Consider the following 15,739-nt stretch of genomic DNA (forward strand, 5'->3'; position numbering starts at 1 on the left):
AAAAATTATTGAATCACTTTTTGTTTCAATATCAGCTCAAAATTTATTTTTGTATGTGTATAATCAACAACTGTTTGGATATCAATTATTTCTTCATCAAGATTATATATGTCATATAATTTTAGAGCTGTTGATAAATGTTTTATTATTTCGTCTTTCTCTTCAGCCCAAAATGAAGGATGTAATGACAATAATATTGTCAGATTTTTAACAGTTGATAAGTAGATTAAATCATTAACTATATATTTTTCAGCACCTTCAATATCGATCTTAACAATGTTGAAATTTTCTATTTTGTTTTCAAGAATAATATCTGTAATAGTCTTAGATAAAATTTTGAATCCGTCTCCTTCTAAGCTGAAAGACTTAGTAGAAGAGTCGTTTTCGTTTAATGGCTCACCAAAGGATACAATGCTGTTAGATTCAAAATAAACACAGTTATTGATTAATGTAACTTTATCTAATAATAAATTGTTATAACAATTCTTCTTTAATGTATGGAAATTCAAAGGATCAGCTTCAACAGCATATATTTTATTGGGATTATTTGCATAGCCTATTAATACAGTAGGCCCTATCCAGGTTCCTATATCAATAATGTTTTTATCTGGTCGCGTATATTTTTTGAAAAATCTTTTTGTTTGAAGTTCCCAGTCTTTATTAAAACTATCCCAAAATTGATCTAAATTTACATTAAATTTGAATCCATTTATAACAGCTTCATCACAAGGGGTAACTGTTTGTTTTTTCTTCTTTTTATAGTTCTTAATTAGTCTTCTAAGTCCCATTATAGTGCCTTTTGTATATGCTAAAAAACGTTTATAAGTGATTATATTGATTTTATCAAATAAAGAATACCCCAGTTAAGGTGCATTTTATTAATTAATACGTAGAGCAAGGGCAGAAAAAGAGTATAGGTAACAGCTTCATATCATCTATTTAGATTATAAAAGCTGTAATGTTACCTTTAATAAGTAAAAGATTGTAGCTTAAATTCCATAAGCCTTCATTTTTACATCAGATTTCATTTTCCAAGCTGCTGACTTTATACACATTAAATAATGTTTATCATCATTTGCATGTTTGATAACTTTTTTAATATACCCCATACCTATAGCAGTAACTGATCTTGCTGTTCCTATAGGTCCAGCTGGGGAAGGTACTTTATGAATATCTGATGAGCAGTTTTGAGAGCCTTCAATAATTTTAAATACTGCAAAAGTTACATCATCATTAATAGGCCAATTCTCGCCTTCACCAGGATACCAAGCAGTTAAAATACTTCTCATTGCTTCTTCAGTATATAAATCTACTAATTGTTCAGCCATTGTCATTATTCCTTTATGAGCATTTGAATAACTTGGTTTTCTGTAAATCCTCTAAAACTAACAAGATAAAAATAGCTATTACCTTTATTTTTTTGTGGCAATATATAAGCTGTAAAACTTTCTTTATCAGTTAAAGGGTTATTTTCTTTAGTAATTAATATTAGGTAATTATTTTTAGTTATCTGATAAATCTTATTATTACAGTCAGTGTTCCACTTGTCTTGTAATGTTTTTAGTATATCTTCTTGATCACTAAAACTTTCATTAATGAGTTGAAAGCCTAATGTATTTTTGTCTTTAAAAACCAATATAGGATCACCGCCAACAATTGTACTTTTAGGTATATTTGAATAAATAGTTAGATCATGGGCTAATCTATTTTTAAAAGTAAATTGATTATTATTGATTTTTGGATAGATAGATGTAATTTTACATTCATTATTTGCGCTAACACTTACAGCCCAAATGCAAAGAAAAAATGATAGGAGAAATCGTTTCATAAGAGAATATCCTTAAAATATTTGTGGATTATCGGATTTAATTACGATTATAGTCTATTAGAGGAAAGTATTATTATTGTTAAGCATAAAAATCAAATGCTAGAATGAGTAATATTCATTATATTAAGTAGTTTTAATGGTTAGCTGTAACGAATTAGATTTTTTAGGCTCATTATCTAAAGATAATAAGTTTATCCCACTAGCTAGCGAGACCGTAAGAGCTGGCAATCCTATAGAAACAAATGCTTTTATTGAGCAATTCATTAGCTTAAGTGAACATCTAAGCCTAGACCCTGTAACAACCTATTTTTTTAGAAGTGCTGTAACTATTAAAAAAATGGGGATATTTGATAATGACATCCTCATAGTAGACAGAAAGCTTAATATTAAGCGTGATGCTATTGTTATTGCTTATCATACAATAGACGAGGTTTCACTGAGGAAAGTAGTTTATTATCAAGATCAGGTTTTTTTGACTTCGCCTAACTTGCCTGTGATCGAATATTCAGATCATCAACAAATATGGGGCGTGGTTAGATTTAATGTTCATTCATTTAAAAGAAATAAGTAGCTAGTAAGCTTGGTTATCATTTATAACAGTCTTCAAATATTTTGTTGTAACCAAAGGAAATATATTAGACAAATGTTTATTATTAATTTGTCAATTGAACATTGACAGAAAATTAATCGTTTTATATGATAATAGACGCTCTTAAAGAGCTTTAGTTATTAACTATTCTTAATAGCAAGTAATTGCATTAGATTATGTTAACTATAATAGGATATTCAAAATGAAAAAAGTATTGCGTTGCATGTTATTCAAAAAGAATAATTTATACATAGCAGCATGCTTAGATTTAACTCTTGCTGCGCAAGCAGATACTCCAGAAATTGCAAGAAAGAAATTGGAAGAACAGATATGCGACTATCTTTCAGAAGCATTATCAGATAAACAATATGCATATGATCTTTTAAATAGAAAAGCACCGCTTTCGTGGTGGGTAAGATATTATTGCATGCTGTCTATAATTACAGTATTAAATCCTTTCAACAGCAGAAAGTCAGGCATGAAACATCGTCAAATTTTTGAAGAAAATAGCGGATGTTTTGGTAGTTAATATATGAGCTTTTTTCAAAAAAGAAAAATAACAAACTTAAAGTATAATGAAGTTATCAGGGCTCTTACTTCCTTGGGATATGAAATGTCAAAGAAAACAGCCACCTCACACGAGAAGTGGATCTGTTTTCATCAAGAAAGAAAATATGTTGTTACTGTTGATAAGCATGAGGCACCATTTTCAATTTTTCTTATCGAATCAATGGCTCGTCAAGCTGGTTTAGATAAGTTTAAATTTTATGAGTTATGCAAAGGTAATATAACAGCAGAAGAATGCTTTCCTCATATTTCTCAACCATGATTAATGTTAATCTAATGGCTTGAAGTCTATTAGTTCAAAATGGGTGTGATCTGGTATATCAACAAAGCCAATATAGGGAGATAAAAATTTAAACCTATAGCAGCCATTACCATTTTTAAAGTACATATCACGTATAATTTTTAATGTAATATCCTTGAAAATAGCATTTAAATTAAATATTTCATTATGAGAGAATCTTCCGTCAAAAACGGTTATATAACTACCATTAGCTTCAACTTGAACCTCTATAAGTCTATTTAATTCTTCCTCTTTCCTTAAAAACTCACGCTCAAGGCGTTTCACAACAACTCGCCCACCAAAATAGTGCCAATCATATTTATAAGAGTCATCAGATAGATTTAATTCTCTGCAATACTCATTCGCTTTTTCTTTTGGAATGTCTAAAATCTCAAATACTGAACCTTTTTTATACACTTCTTCATCGCAACTTGTTTCATTAATAAAAGGTACTGTTTTATCTTTGGCTTTCATCTGCAAAAATCTCCTCATATTCTTTAGGGCTATATAATTTAGCTGTCATTTCAGGCATAACTTTTTTAACACCTGTAAAATATGTTCTATCTGCTAAAAATGCATTTACTGTATCAATAGTGTTACCACACATAGGTAATTTTTCATAAGGTACTTTTTTTAGATACTCCAAAGCATCTAAAAACTGTTCTTCTCTAAAACTCTTATACGTGGCTTCTGCTGTTCCTACTTGCCAAACTATTTTCTTTTCACCTTCCTCATAATCTGCAAGTCTTTCCTCTATTCGTTGTTTCCAATCTAAAAGCTGATCTTTGTCTAGCTTCTCAATGTCTCTATAGCTCATTTAATACCCCTTAAAACAATCATCATTATCAATAGTTGCGCTAGGCTTAATAGATACCATGCGCCTATGAATGCTAGGAAATTAGTCATAGTTATCTCCATGTTAGTTAAATTACAGAAACAAAAAAGCCTTATGTGTAATAAGGCTTAAAGTTGGGGAGTGATAAAATAGTTAATATAATGTATAATTCTTAACAGGTAAGAATAACAAACAAATAATTATAAAAGCGTGGGACAATGCTTATTTTGTGGGATTTTAAGAAGATTAAAAATGCAGCTAGAAACGTTGGAATAATTGGTGGGTCGTATAGGGCTCGAACCTATGACCAATTGATTAAGAGTCAACTGCTCTACCAACTGAGCTAACGACCCAATGAAGGGAAAAATAATATACTGCTATTTTTTTTGAAAAGCAGATACTTTTATTTATTTTAAACATCTTTGCTTGCAACAGTTTTAATCTCTATTTTCAATATTTCTATCCGAAGAATAAAAGCGTAGAATGACCGTTTTTTAATAGATTTTAGTCGTTATAGGTAAAAATGGTGTCTCGTTTTTTGTCTACCCATAAAGAGTTTATAAGAGGGCTAGTAGCAGCTATTCCTATTATGATTAGTTTTATTCCCTTTTCTTTAGTGCTAGGGGCGCAAGCTATACAGCGAGGAATGGCAACAGGTGAAATAAGTCTGATGGTGGCGATGAATTTTGCTGGTGGATCTGAGTTTGTAGCTGTTAATTTATGGACTTCTCCACCTCATTTGTTGCTATTAGCTTTTATGACTTTATTAGTGAATAGTCGTCATATTTTAATGGGGGCAGCATTAACCCCCTATCTACAAGGTTTACCTAAAAAAAAGGTACTACTGGCACTATTTTTTATGTGTGATGAAAGTTGGGCAATGAGTTTTGCAGATGCGAAAAAGTCTACCAATCAACGATTTAATTATCATTATTATATTGGTGCAAGTTTAGGGCTTTATCTTACATGGGTTATTTTTACTACGATAGGTGCATTGGTAGGTCCATTGATTGGTGATGTAACACACTATGGTTTTGATATGGCCTTTGTGGCTGTATTTCTAGTATTATTAAAAGGAATGTGGAAAGGCGTTGTGGCTGCTATTCCTTGGTTGGTTAGCCTTATTGTAGCAGTAGTAAGTTATTTAATATTACCTGGTGCGTGGTATGTTTTATGTGGTGCTATCGCTGGCCTTATCGTTGCTTTTATAATGGCGCATTATGATTGATTACTTTGTTTTTTTCACTATATTGGCAATGGCTACAGTAACTTATTTGACAAGAATTACAGGCTATTTGTTGTTGCATAATAAGGTGCTTAATCCTCGTTTAGGTAAGGTACTAGAAGCAATACCAGGTTGTGTTTTAATCGCTGTTATTGCGCCTGCCTTTGCTACTACTAATATTGCTAATTTATTAGCATTGGCTATTACCTTACTATTGGCCAGTCGCTTTTCATTATTACCAACAGTTATAATTAGTATTGCAGTTACTGCATTATTACGTCACTATATTCCTTACTAACATCACGTCATGCAGGTTTAGCTTTGTGATTTTAAATAGACTACATAAGTTTTTAAAAAATCTTCCTGTTAGTCGCAAATTAATGGCTGCATTATTTGTGCTATTGATTACGGTTCTTATTATTTCTAATTTAGCTTTTATTAGTGCAAGTTATTGGATTACCCAACAAAGTATAGCGCCTCAAGGATTGAGAACATTAGGTAACTTATATGCAACACCTGCCTTAAGTAGTCAATTATTAAACTCTCAAGAAACTGCCAACGAAGCGTTAGGGCAAATGGTTGATTATATGCCTTTAAGAGGAGCGGCTATTTATAACGCAGATGGAGTTTTGCTCACAAAATTTCCTTATAAAAATTCTCCAGATTTTCCTACTAATGTAACTGATTTAGATAATTGGATGATGTTGCAGTTTGGTACAAGTTATTTAACAGATTTGGAAGGTGAGAATGGGGAGTTTGGGCGTTTAGTATTATTGGCTAGTAATAATTTACCGATGGCATTTTATACAGGCATTGTTACAGCTAGTTTAGGCATTTTATTTCTTAGTATCTTGTTGTGGTTATTGTTATCTAAACAGGTAAAACGTCATATTACAATACCTATTCAAGAGTTGGAAGCATTAGCGTTACGTGTTACGCGTGAAGAAAATTATGCATTACGGGTGATCCCTCACAGTCGAGATGAAATAGGTCAGTTAGCTACAACATTTAATACCATGCTAAGTCGTATTGAGGCCAGAGAACAGTTGTTAAAATCAGCGCGTGACGAAGCTGAAGATTTGGCTGCTGAGATGCGAGAAACAAATGAGCAATTGGTTAAAGAGGTCGATGTTCGTAATAAAGTAGAGAAAAAACTAACAGGCTTTCAGCATTATTTAAATAATATTATTAATTCGATGCCTTCAGCATTAATTGCAGTTGATGGTGAGTTATATGTTACTCAGTGGAATCAAGAAGCTACTAATCTGTCAGGTTCTACGCTTGAAGATGCAATTGATCAGCCGATTTTTCTAGCTTTTCCCCATTTAAGACCCTATGCAGAACAGCTTAAACGTTGTGTTGAGCTTAATCAGATTGAAAAGGTTGAACGTGTTTCTTGGATGCAAGAGGGTAATATTTGTCATTATGCGTTAACTTTCTATCCTCTAGCAGGGGATAATGTGCATGGTGGAGTAATTCGAATTGATGATGTAACAGAGCGCTTAAATTTACAAGAGCTAATGGTGCAATCTGAAAAAATGTTATCTGTAGGTGGACTAGCAGCAGGAATGGCACATGAAATTAATAATCCGCTGGGTGCTATTTTGCATAATGTACAAAATATTCGTCGTCGTTTATCACCTACTTTGGCCAAAAACAAACAAGTTGCTCAAGATATAAATGTTTCTTTAGAGGGTATCAATTATTATTTAATGCGTAGAGAGATTCCTAATTTGTTAGATGGAATTTATCAAGCAGGAAGTAGAGCTTCTAAAATTGTAACGCATATGTTGTCTTTTAGTCGTCGTAGTAAAAGGCAATTAATTCGTGCTGATTTAGTTGAGATTATTCAACAAACATTAGAAATTGCAGAAGCAGACCTTCATTTAGGCGAGTCTACAGATTTTAAAGATATAGATATTCAATTAGAGCTTGATGAGAGTTTAAAAGCGGTACCCATAGTTATTAATGAACTTGAACAAGTGTTATTAAACTTATTAAAAAATGCTGCACAAGCTATATTTATGCGGGTTAATCCTACTACTCAAGGAGTGATTCAAATTCGGCTCTATCGTCAACATCAATGGGCTGTTATTGAAATAGAAGATAATGGGATTGGAATGAATGAGATTACTGCCAAGCGTATTTTTGAACCTTTCTTTACCACGAAAGAGATAGGTAGAGGTACGGGGCTAGGGCTCTTTGTCTCTTATTTTATTATTACCAATAATCATAAAGGTGAGCTCTCTCTTAAATCTAAATTAGGTCAAGGTACTTGTTTTACTATATGTTTACCTTTAAATAATCCCTTGATAAAAGACCAAGACCATGAATAGATTAACAAAGATTTATACCAGACAAGGTGACCAAGGACTTACTAGCCTTGCTACAGGTGAAAGAGTGGCAAAAGATCATCTTCGTATTCAAGCGATAGGTGAAGTGGATATGCTCAATAGCCAATTAGGGCTGTTACTCTCTTATTTATCTGAGGCGAAAAATGATACACCTAACTTACAACAGCTAATAGATCAATTAACTCCTTGTTTACACCGCTTGTTTGACGTGGGGGGAGAGCTTGCTATGCCTGAATATCAGGCGATTAGTGAAGATCATATTAAATACCTTGAAAGCCTAATAGATAATTGGAATGAGCAGTTACAACCATTAAAAGATTTTATTTTACCTACAGGTTCAGTACCTGCGTCACAAACTCATGTTTGTCGTAGCCAAGCAAGAGCAGCTGAAAGAACTTTGCAAAGTTTACATAAGCAAGAACCCTTAAGAAAAGAATTACTGGCTTATTTAAATAGAATTTCAGATTTATTTTTTGTGGCAGCTAGAATAATTAATCATTATCAGCATATACCAGAAGCATTATGGGAAGCGGCTAAAAAGTCTCAGTAGTTTTTAGAAAAGTAACAGTATTTCATATTACCTTTCTACCTAACAAAATAGCTTGTTATTTTTTTATACTATATTGTTCTACAATACCTTGCCATGTTTGGTCGGCTGCTTTTACAAGGTCATTAAAGGCCAATTGTTCTGCTTCAACACGTTTTTTATCAACAGTAGCATCGGATGACCAAGCACTAGTAAGCCCTGTAGCTTTAGCCGTTGCATCGGCTGTGCCGTAAGTAAAGCCTGTACGTACATCAGTAAAAATAGCAGTGGCGGTAGCTGTTACATTAGCGTTTCTATCAGGCATCATACCTAAGGAAAGTAAGGAGAAAGAGGCATGGAAATGATTGTTGATATAAAATTTTGTATCGATTGTGTAAATCATTAACACATCTGCTTGTAGTTTTGCAGCAGCTAATCGTAGATCATCAATAGATTTTGCATTGGCAGGAATAAGCAATGAGCTTACAGGAACAACAGTGGTAACTTGTGGCCATTGTTGAATTTTTTGTAGGGTATTATCTGCCGTTAGCTCATGGGCAGGAATAATAGAGAAGCCACCATATCTTTGTCCTTCTGCTGTATAGGAGACATAATTAGGTGCTTGAATACGTATTACCGCAATACGTGCAGGAAAGTTTGGTGATGGTTTGCGAGAAACTATTTCTGCGATATCCTCTCGATTAATATCTGCAAAGTTGGCAGGCTCGCCTGGTGTGGTATAGGATGATGAAGTGCATCCTGCACAAATAATAATAACTGAACATAACAAATACTTTAGTAAAGTAGACATATACTGATCCTTCAACAAGCTTATTTCAATAATAGATTTTATCAATATATACCATGTATTCAGTCATTGTGAAGAAGCGTTAATTTTCAATTAAGATTAGCAAGATAAAAAGCAGGTTTCTGCCTCCTTTGTTAATTTATTGGGTGGATAGTGCTTCTTGATCTTCACTATCAAATAGTTGTTTATTGGTTTTTCTAAGAAGTTGACTGGTAATAGTGCCAGCAGTCATTGAACCATTAACATTTAAGGCAGTACGTCCCATATCTATCAAAGGTTCAATGGATATTAAGAGAGCTACTAAGGTGACAGGTAAACCCATTGTAGGTAATACAATAAGTGAAGCAAAAGTTGCTCCACCACCAACACCTGCTACACCAATGGAGCTTAAGGTTACCACACCTACCAGTGTGGCTATCCACATTGGATCAAAAGGATTAATACCAACAGTAGGAGCTACCATCACAGCTAGCATAGCAGGGTATAAACCTGCACAACCATTTTGACCAATGGTTGCTCCAAAGGAAGCGGAAAAACTAGCAATAGATTCTGGTACACCAATACGTTGTGTTTGTGCTTCAACATTTAAAGGGATACTTGCTGCACTAGAGCGACTAATAAAGGCAAAAGATAATACAGGCCATACTTTTTTAAAGAAGCGTAATGGATTAATACCTGTTAAAGAAAGTAAAATAGCATGAATACAAAACATAATTAATAGCCCTAAATAAGAGGCTATAACAAAACTTCCTAGCTTTATAATATCTTGATAATTAGCATTAGCCACTACTTTTGCCATAAGCGCCATAACTCCATAAGGTGTTAGTAACATTACAATACGTACTAATTTCATTACCCATGCTTGTAATATAGCGATTGCACCAATAACTTTTTCACCTTTCTGTTGTTCGTCTTTAAGTAGTTTTATAGCCGCTAAACCCAGAAATATTGCAAAGATAACGACACCAATAATGGAAGTAGGGCGCGCTCCTGTTAGATCAGCAAAAGGATTAGTGGGAAGAAATGATAAAATAAGGTTAGGTGTTGTTAAATTGGCTAATTGGCCTTGATAATGTGTTTGTAATTGATTTAATCGACTGGTTTCTTGTGTTCCCTGTACAAGGCCCTCTGCACTTAAACCAAATAGGTAGGTGACAAAAACACCTACTAACGCTGCAATCAGCGTGGTAAATAATAAAGTACCAATCGTAAAAAAGCTGATTTTTCCTAATGATGAAGCATTATGTAGATTTGCAACAGCGCTGAGGATGCAGGCGAATACCAAAGGCATAATAATCATTTGTAATAGCTGAACATAACCATTACCTACAATATCAATCCATGAAATTGTTTCATTAATAATAATATGAGAAGAGGCATCTCCATAAATTAAATGTAGTCCAGCACCATAGAGAATACCTAATAATAAGCCAGTTAATACTTTCTTAGCCAAAGACCATTGGGTACGTCGGGTTTGGTCGAGTAAAACTAATAAAATAATAAACACAGCCAAATTAATAATTAATGGCAGATTCATAAATACCTCAAATGTTTTTGCTTTTTTTCTCTATAGATAGCTAATAGCAGCATATGATGAAGTTTATTAACAAAAAAAGAAATACGGCATAAGGCTAACATAAGAATTGAAAGTGAATAAAACTAAAGATCAACTTTAGTAATTTGAATTTGTTTCATGTTGATTGATTCAGGACAATAAACGCCATCTATAAAGAGGAGTTCGATTTATTATGGCATTGGCACATAACTTAGGTTTTCCGAGAATTGGTCGTGATCGAGAATTAAAAAAGGCTTTAGAAGCCTATTGGAAAGGGGATATTAGTGAAGCAGATTTACAACAAGTAGCTAAAGAGTTACGTGCTGCGCATTGGAAAATACAGCAGCAAGCAGGTATAGAATTATTGCCTGTAGGGGATTTTGCTTGGTATGACCAAGTATTAACCCACTCATTAATGTTTGGTGTTATTCCAGAACGCCATCAAAATAAAGAAGGTAAGATAACATTAGATACTTTGTTTGCTATGGCGCGTGGTGTTGCTAAAGCTTCCTGTGGTTGTAGTTCAGGTACTCAAGCACAAGAAATGACTAAGTGGTTTGATACTAATTATCATTACTTAGTACCTGAGTTTACTAAAAACCAACAGTTTAAATTATCTTGGAACCAATTATTTGATGAAGTAGCAGAAGCTAAAGCTTTAGGCCATACTATTAAGCCAGTTATTATTGGGCCATTAACTTATCTTTGGTTAGGTAAGGAACAAGAGCCAAGCTTTAATAAACTAGATTTACTTGAAAGATTATTGCCAGTATATGGCGAAGTATTTGAGAAGTTAGCCGAGCAAGGGGTAGAGTGGGTACAAATTGATGAACCTATTTTAGGTTTGGATTTACCGCAGCAGTGGAAAGCAGCTTTTGAGCGTGCTTATAATTTATTGCAACGTGAACCTACTAAAAAGCTAATAGCTACTTATTTTTCTGGTTTAGAAGATAATATTGGATTAGCAGCCTCATTACCTGTTGATGGTCTGCATGTTGACTTAGTTCGTGCCCCTGAGCAATTCCCTTGTATTCTTGATCGTATTTCTGGCTATAAAGTTTTATCGTTAGGTGTGGTTAATGGTCGTAATGTTTGGCGTGCTGACCTTGAAAAGATCATAGCTATATTAAAGCAAGCAGCAGAACGATTAGGAGATCGTCTATGGGTAGCTCCTTCATGCTCTTTATTGCATAGTCCTGTTGACTTAAATCGTGAAGATAAACTAGATGATGAGTTAAAAAGTTGGTTAGCTTTTGCTGTTCAGAAGTGCCAAGAGGTTGCTATTTTAACTAAGGCGATCAATCAACCAGAAGCTGACGAAGTAACAAAAGCTCTAACTGAAAGTAAACGTATCCAAGCAAGCCGTGCTAAATCTTCACGTATTCATAAGGTAGAAGTGCAAAATAGATTATCAGCAATAACAGCTGAGGATAGTCAACGTTTATCACCCTTCTCGGCACGTATTAAGTTGCAGCATCAACGTTTACAGTTACCTCTTTTCCCAACAACGACGATTGGTTCTTTTCCACAAACTAAAGAAATTCGTACAGCACGAAGTGACTTTAAACAAGGCCGTATTGATAAGCAAACTTATACAGAGTTAATGCAGTCAGAAATTGATCAAGTGATAGCTTTCCAAGAAAAGATTGGTTTAGATGTATTGGTGCATGGTGAGCCAGAACGTAATGATATGGTTGAGTATTTTGCTGAACAATTAGATGGCTATCTATTTACCCGCTTTGGTTGGGTACAAAGTTATGGTTCACGTTGTGTAAAACCTGCCATTATTTATGGAGATTTATCCCGTCCTAAAGCCATGACAGTAGATTGGATAAGTTATGCTCAGGGTAAAACCAATAAAAAAATGAAAGGAATGTTAACAGGGCCTGTAACCATGCTTATGTGGTCTTTCCCCCGTGAAGATGTCACGCGTGAAATACAGGCAAAACAGCTTGCATTAGCTATTCGTGATGAGGTTTTAGATTTAGAAGCTGCTGGTATTAAGGTTATTCAAATTGATGAGGCTGCTTTTCGTGAGGGAGTACCACTTCGTCGAGCAGCATGGCAACATTATTTAGATTGGGCGGTAAATGCTTTTAAACTATGTTCTGCTGCTGTAAAAGATGAAACTCAAATACACACCCATATGTGCTACAGTGAATTTAATGATGTGATTGAATCTATTGCAGCGATGGATGCAGATGTGATTACTATTGAAACATCACGTTCGCATATGGAGTTATTAGATGCCTTTAAAGCCTTTAATTACCCAAATGAAATTGGTCCTGGTGTCTATGATATTCATTCGCCACGTATACCATCTACTGAGGAAATGGTGACGTTACTCAAAAATGCTGTAGCGTTAATTCCAGCAGAACAGTTATGGGTTAATCCTGACTGTGGATTAAAAACGCGAGCTTGGCATGAAACCGAAGCTGCATTGGTTAATATGGTTACAGCGGCTAAAGTAATGAGAGGTTAATACTAAGAAACCCCTTATATACTAAGTATAAGGGGTTTTTATAAAGGCTAATTTATTTTTTTAATTTCTATAATTCGATCACGACCACCTTCAGCTAAAAGATATTCATCTTCATTAATTTCTAGTAATTGCTGGGGTGCTTTTAAATGGCTAAGAATAACTTTTAATTTACCATCAGGTTGCAACAACATAAGGCGAGCTCTATGGGTAGAGTCTTCAGAAATCCAAAGCCCTTGGCTGTTACATTTTAAGATACTAGGCTCTTTAGTTTGCTTATAGTTTAAAACAACAGGATCAGTACCATCATCGGTTAATAATCTTACTCGATTAGCCTCTTTTTCATTGTAGTATTTTTGTCCATTAGGACAAATAGCTAAGGTTTCTGCCTCATTGAGGTTATCACGAATAACTTCTATGGTTTTAGTAATAGAGTTATAGCGCAGAATCTTACTTTGTGGACCACGGTCTTCAACAGCATATAAGTATTTTCCATCTGCAATTAAGCCTTGTACATTGGTGCCTTGAAAAAGTACATGTACGATACCATCTTTTAGCCAATTAACAGGGTACTCACCGCCTTCTTGACTAAATACAATGCCACCCGCAAATGCTGTTATTCCATCTGGTTTATTAAGATTACCAAATAGCGTGGTACGTTCACCATTGGGAGCAATACGTATAATTCTTCCTCTGCTTTTATTGAGTTCTTCTGCAACAATAAGACTACCATCAGCTTCTTTATAAATAGCACTTGCCTTTGCTATATTGGTATGTAGCACACGGTATTGCCAAGATTTATCTGCCACAACAGGGAAATAATGTTGCCATAGTAGAAAGCCACCACCAAAAACAAGGGTAAGTATGATTAATAACAATATAAGTTTAAGGGTTAAAAGCAAGAAAGATTTTGGCGAGTGTAGTGGTAAAATAGAAAACACAAATAAGCTCAACTTGATATTTATAATATTAAATAATCTTAATATTTTACGCTAAAAGTATTATTTAGTCATTTTTAAATTGTATTTTTATATATTTATAATTATTAAAGGGAATTATATTTCCCTTTAATAACATAGTGTTATAATAATTATAGTTGTTTTGCTAATACAATTATAACAGGATCAACAGGGACGTCACGTGAGCCTTGGCGATAGGTTGTTTTTACAGCAGCAATTTTATCAACAACTTCCATACCAGTAATTACTTTTGCAAAAACAGCGTAACCAAAATCACGTTTACCATGATTTAAAAAGTCATTATCTTTTACATTAATAAAAAACTGGCTTGTAGCTGAATCAACAATACCTGTACGAGCCATAGCAACAGTACCACGTTCGTTTGCTAAACCGTTATCAGCTTCATTTTTAATAGGCTCTAAGGTTGTTTTTTTAGTCATATCTTCATTAAAGCCACCACCTTGAATCATAAAGTTAGGTATCACACGATGAAAAATAGTACCATTATAAAAGCCACTATTAACATAGTTTAAAAAATTAGTTACAGTAGCAGGAGCTTGTTGCGGATATAGTTCAATTTCTATATCGCCCATATTGGTGGATAATAAAACTCTTGGGTTTGTTTCTGCGAATGCTGGTGTAGTGAGCATAAATATACAACAGAAAGAAAGTAGTAACTTTTTTAACATAATCATTATTTCCAAGGGTAGAGGGTTAAGTTTGTTATTCTAAATGAATAACAGGGTGTAATATTAATTAATTTTAGGGTTAATTGATACAAAATGACAAATGAGGCTATATGATTACTTTATCAACTTTACAGAAAATGAAGAAAGAGCAACAAAAAATTGCTATGTTAACATGCTATGAAGCAAGCTTTGCAACATTACTAGATGAGGCAGGTGTTGATATTTTGTTGATAGGTGATTCATTAGGCATGACAGTACAAGGACATTTTTCTACTTTGCCTGTTACCTTAGAGCAAATGTGTTATCACACTGAAATTGTGGCTAGGGGCACTAAAAATGCATTAGTGTTAGCCGATTTATCTTTTGGCAGTTATCAAAAAAGCAAGGAACAAGCCTTTGATTCGGCCAGTAAATTAATGGCTGCTGGCGCGCATATGGTGAAATTGGAAGGTGGCAGTTACATGGTAGAAACCACTAGGTTTTTACAAGAAAGGGGTATTCCTGTTTGTACGCATTTAGGGTTAACCCCTCAATCAGTAAATGCGTTTGGTGGTTATAAGGTGCAGGGAAAGGGAGATAGTGCTGCCAAACAATTATTAGAAGATGCAAAACAGCATGAACAAGCAGGGGCTGCAATGATTCTGATGGAGTGTATACCAGCATCATTAGCCAAAGAAGTAACAGCAGCACTCCATTGCCCAACTATAGGTATTGGTGCAGGTGTTGATTGTGATGGGCAAGTACTTGTGTTGCATGACATGATAGGGATTTATGCAGGTAAATCTCCAAAATTCTCCAAAAATTTTATGGAGGGTCAAACAAGTATTCAAGGTGCCATTTCTGCTTATGTGAAAGCAGTAAAAGATGGTACATTTCCCTCATTAGAACATTCTTTCTAAGAAGCTAACACAAGGATGTGTTTTTCTAATCCCATTGGGTAATACGCTTTATATATAGGTTATGGTATAAAACTTCGCTAGCTTTTCAGTTATATTTTGTAATATGCTAATAAGCTTGGGTTTTTTATTTGTTTTTTTGATGTAGA

Annotated in this window: 18 protein-coding genes and 1 tRNA gene; 9 read left to right on the plus strand and 10 right to left on the minus strand. The window is 34.1% G+C overall.

All coding sequences use genetic code 11. From position 1 onward, the window contains the following. Positions 1-5: 5 nt before the first annotated feature. The 3 genes from JHT90_RS06840 to JHT90_RS06850 all read right to left on the minus strand — a co-directional run bounded on the left by JHT90_RS06840 (position 6) and on the right by JHT90_RS06850 (position 1,828). Complete coding sequence (locus JHT90_RS06840; protein ID WP_201095472.1) at positions 6-788, minus strand: FkbM family methyltransferase; 783 nt, start codon at positions 786-788, stop codon at positions 6-8. A 201-nt stretch (positions 789-989) separates the two neighbouring features. Next, on the minus strand, positions 990-1,328 hold the full coding sequence (locus JHT90_RS06845) for a hypothetical protein (RefSeq protein WP_201095474.1): 339 nt from the start codon (positions 1,326-1,328) through the stop codon (positions 990-992). A 5-nt stretch (positions 1,329-1,333) separates the two neighbouring features. After that, positions 1,334-1,828, minus strand: coding sequence for a hypothetical protein (locus JHT90_RS06850; protein ID WP_201095476.1), 495 nt, complete (start codon positions 1,826-1,828; stop codon positions 1,334-1,336). A 136-nt stretch (positions 1,829-1,964) separates the two neighbouring features. On the opposite strand from JHT90_RS06850, the gene JHT90_RS06855 reads away from it, so the two are divergent. The 3 genes from JHT90_RS06855 (at position 1,965) to JHT90_RS06865 (ending at position 3,246) form a co-directional block, all read left to right on the plus strand. Then, positions 1,965-2,399, plus strand: a complete 435-nt coding sequence (locus JHT90_RS06855) for a LexA family protein (RefSeq protein ID WP_201095478.1) — start codon at positions 1,965-1,967, stop codon at positions 2,397-2,399. Positions 2,400-2,619: 220 nt separating this feature from the next. Further along, the gene (locus JHT90_RS06860; RefSeq protein ID WP_201095480.1) at positions 2,620-2,946 is read left to right on the plus strand and encodes a hypothetical protein; all 327 of its coding nucleotides are present in this window, start codon (positions 2,620-2,622) and stop codon (positions 2,944-2,946) included. An 84-nt stretch (positions 2,947-3,030) separates the two neighbouring features. Then, positions 3,031-3,246: a hypothetical protein gene (locus JHT90_RS06865; RefSeq protein WP_201095481.1), complete on the plus strand. Its 216-nt coding sequence runs from the start codon at positions 3,031-3,033 to the stop codon at positions 3,244-3,246. A gap of 6 nt (positions 3,247-3,252) precedes the next feature. Here the strand turns inward: JHT90_RS06865 and JHT90_RS06870 are convergent, their stop codons facing one another. The 3 genes from JHT90_RS06870 to JHT90_RS06880 form a co-directional block, all read right to left on the minus strand. Then, entirely contained in the window at positions 3,253-3,738 is a 486-nt protein-coding gene (locus JHT90_RS06870) for a hypothetical protein (protein WP_201095482.1), read from the minus strand. Further along, on the minus strand, positions 3,722-4,081 hold the full coding sequence (locus tag JHT90_RS06875) for a hypothetical protein (RefSeq protein ID WP_201095483.1): 360 nt from the start codon (positions 4,079-4,081) through the stop codon (positions 3,722-3,724). Before JHT90_RS06875 ends, JHT90_RS06870 begins: the two co-directional genes overlap by 17 nt. A gap of 295 nt (positions 4,082-4,376) precedes the next feature. After that, positions 4,377-4,452: transfer RNA gene (locus tag JHT90_RS06880), tRNA-Lys, on the minus strand. Between the two features lie 185 nt (positions 4,453-4,637). Here JHT90_RS06880 and JHT90_RS06885 point away from each other — a divergent pair. The 4 genes from JHT90_RS06885 (at position 4,638) to JHT90_RS06900 (ending at position 8,228) form a co-directional block, all read left to right on the plus strand. After that, positions 4,638-5,327, plus strand: a complete 690-nt coding sequence (locus tag JHT90_RS06885) for an AzlC family ABC transporter permease (RefSeq protein WP_330893072.1) — start codon at positions 4,638-4,640, stop codon at positions 5,325-5,327. Next, positions 5,320-5,622 (plus strand): AzlD family protein, encoded by a 303-nt coding sequence (locus tag JHT90_RS06890; RefSeq protein ID WP_201095485.1) that lies wholly within the window; start codon positions 5,320-5,322, stop codon positions 5,620-5,622. The genes JHT90_RS06885 and JHT90_RS06890 overlap by 8 nt, the downstream gene beginning before the upstream one ends. Positions 5,623-5,704: 82 nt before the next feature. Further along, positions 5,705-7,660 carry a HAMP domain-containing sensor histidine kinase gene (locus tag JHT90_RS06895; RefSeq protein WP_201095786.1) on the plus strand — a complete coding sequence of 652 codons (1,956 nt, stop codon included), beginning with the start codon at positions 5,705-5,707 and terminating at the stop codon, positions 7,658-7,660. Beyond that, positions 7,653-8,228, plus strand: a complete 576-nt coding sequence (locus tag JHT90_RS06900) for a cob(I)yrinic acid a,c-diamide adenosyltransferase (protein WP_201095486.1) — start codon at positions 7,653-7,655, stop codon at positions 8,226-8,228. Before JHT90_RS06895 ends, JHT90_RS06900 begins: the two co-directional genes overlap by 8 nt. A 55-nt stretch (positions 8,229-8,283) precedes the next feature. On the opposite strand, the gene JHT90_RS06905 is transcribed toward JHT90_RS06900, so the two are convergent. After that, the gene (locus tag JHT90_RS06905; protein WP_201095489.1) at positions 8,284-9,015 is read right to left on the minus strand and encodes a hypothetical protein; all 732 of its coding nucleotides are present in this window, start codon (positions 9,013-9,015) and stop codon (positions 8,284-8,286) included. A 136-nt stretch (positions 9,016-9,151) separates the two neighbouring features. Next, entirely contained in the window at positions 9,152-10,549 is a 1,398-nt protein-coding gene (locus tag JHT90_RS06910) for an L-cystine transporter (protein ID WP_201095491.1), read from the minus strand. Between the two features lie 211 nt (positions 10,550-10,760). Between JHT90_RS06910 and metE the strand changes: the two genes are divergently transcribed. Continuing rightward, positions 10,761-13,049: a 5-methyltetrahydropteroyltriglutamate--homocysteine S-methyltransferase gene (gene metE / locus JHT90_RS06915; protein WP_201095492.1), complete on the plus strand. Its 2,289-nt coding sequence runs from the start codon at positions 10,761-10,763 to the stop codon at positions 13,047-13,049. Between the two features lie 47 nt (positions 13,050-13,096). Here metE and JHT90_RS06920 read toward each other — a convergent pair whose 3' ends face one another. Together JHT90_RS06920 and JHT90_RS06925 are read right to left on the minus strand one after the other, a co-directional pair. Further along, on the minus strand, positions 13,097-13,987 hold the full coding sequence (locus JHT90_RS06920; protein ID WP_236254062.1) for a TolB-like translocation protein: 891 nt from the start codon (positions 13,985-13,987) through the stop codon (positions 13,097-13,099). A 149-nt stretch (positions 13,988-14,136) separates the two neighbouring features. Then, positions 14,137-14,694 (minus strand): peptidylprolyl isomerase, encoded by a 558-nt coding sequence (locus tag JHT90_RS06925; RefSeq protein ID WP_201095493.1) that lies wholly within the window; start codon positions 14,692-14,694, stop codon positions 14,137-14,139. 110 nt (positions 14,695-14,804) lie between these two features. On the opposite strand from JHT90_RS06925, the gene panB reads away from it, so the two are divergent. Further along, positions 14,805-15,593 carry a 3-methyl-2-oxobutanoate hydroxymethyltransferase gene (gene panB / locus JHT90_RS06930; RefSeq protein WP_201095494.1) on the plus strand — a complete coding sequence of 263 codons (789 nt, stop codon included), beginning with the start codon at positions 14,805-14,807 and terminating at the stop codon, positions 15,591-15,593. The last annotated feature ends 146 nt before the right edge of the window (positions 15,594-15,739 follow it).

Source organism: Entomomonas asaccharolytica (genome assembly GCF_016653615.1).
Lineage (GTDB): Bacteria > Pseudomonadota > Gammaproteobacteria > Pseudomonadales > Pseudomonadaceae > Entomomonas > Entomomonas asaccharolytica.

Coding starts and splice junctions, on each gene's coding strand:
- JHT90_RS06840 (WP_201095472.1), bottom strand. CDS start 788: ATGGGACTTAGAAGACTAATTAAGAACTATAAAAAGAAGAAAAAACAA.
- JHT90_RS06860 (WP_201095480.1), top strand. CDS start 2,620: ATGAAAAAAGTATTGCGTTGCATGTTATTCAAAAAGAATAATTTATAC.
- JHT90_RS06845 (WP_201095474.1), bottom strand. CDS start 1,328: ATGGCTGAACAATTAGTAGATTTATATACTGAAGAAGCAATGAGAAGT.
- JHT90_RS06895 (WP_201095786.1), top strand. CDS start 5,705: ATGGCTGCATTATTTGTGCTATTGATTACGGTTCTTATTATTTCTAAT.
- JHT90_RS06925 (WP_201095493.1), bottom strand. CDS start 14,694: ATGTTAAAAAAGTTACTACTTTCTTTCTGTTGTATATTTATGCTCACT.
- metE (WP_201095492.1), top strand. CDS start 10,761: ATGGCATTGGCACATAACTTAGGTTTTCCGAGAATTGGTCGTGATCGA.
- JHT90_RS06890 (WP_201095485.1), top strand. CDS start 5,320: ATGATTGATTACTTTGTTTTTTTCACTATATTGGCAATGGCTACAGTA.
- JHT90_RS06865 (WP_201095481.1), top strand. CDS start 3,031: ATGTCAAAGAAAACAGCCACCTCACACGAGAAGTGGATCTGTTTTCAT.
- JHT90_RS06875 (WP_201095483.1), bottom strand. CDS start 4,081: ATGAGCTATAGAGACATTGAGAAGCTAGACAAAGATCAGCTTTTAGAT.
- JHT90_RS06870 (WP_201095482.1), bottom strand. CDS start 3,738: ATGAAAGCCAAAGATAAAACAGTACCTTTTATTAATGAAACAAGTTGC.
- JHT90_RS06910 (WP_201095491.1), bottom strand. CDS start 10,549: ATGAATCTGCCATTAATTATTAATTTGGCTGTGTTTATTATTTTATTA.
- JHT90_RS06905 (WP_201095489.1), bottom strand. CDS start 9,015: ATGTCTACTTTACTAAAGTATTTGTTATGTTCAGTTATTATTATTTGT.
- panB (WP_201095494.1), top strand. CDS start 14,805: ATGATTACTTTATCAACTTTACAGAAAATGAAGAAAGAGCAACAAAAA.
- JHT90_RS06900 (WP_201095486.1), top strand. CDS start 7,653: ATGAATAGATTAACAAAGATTTATACCAGACAAGGTGACCAAGGACTT.
- JHT90_RS06855 (WP_201095478.1), top strand. CDS start 1,965: ATGGTTAGCTGTAACGAATTAGATTTTTTAGGCTCATTATCTAAAGAT.
- JHT90_RS06850 (WP_201095476.1), bottom strand. CDS start 1,828: ATGAAACGATTTCTCCTATCATTTTTTCTTTGCATTTGGGCTGTAAGT.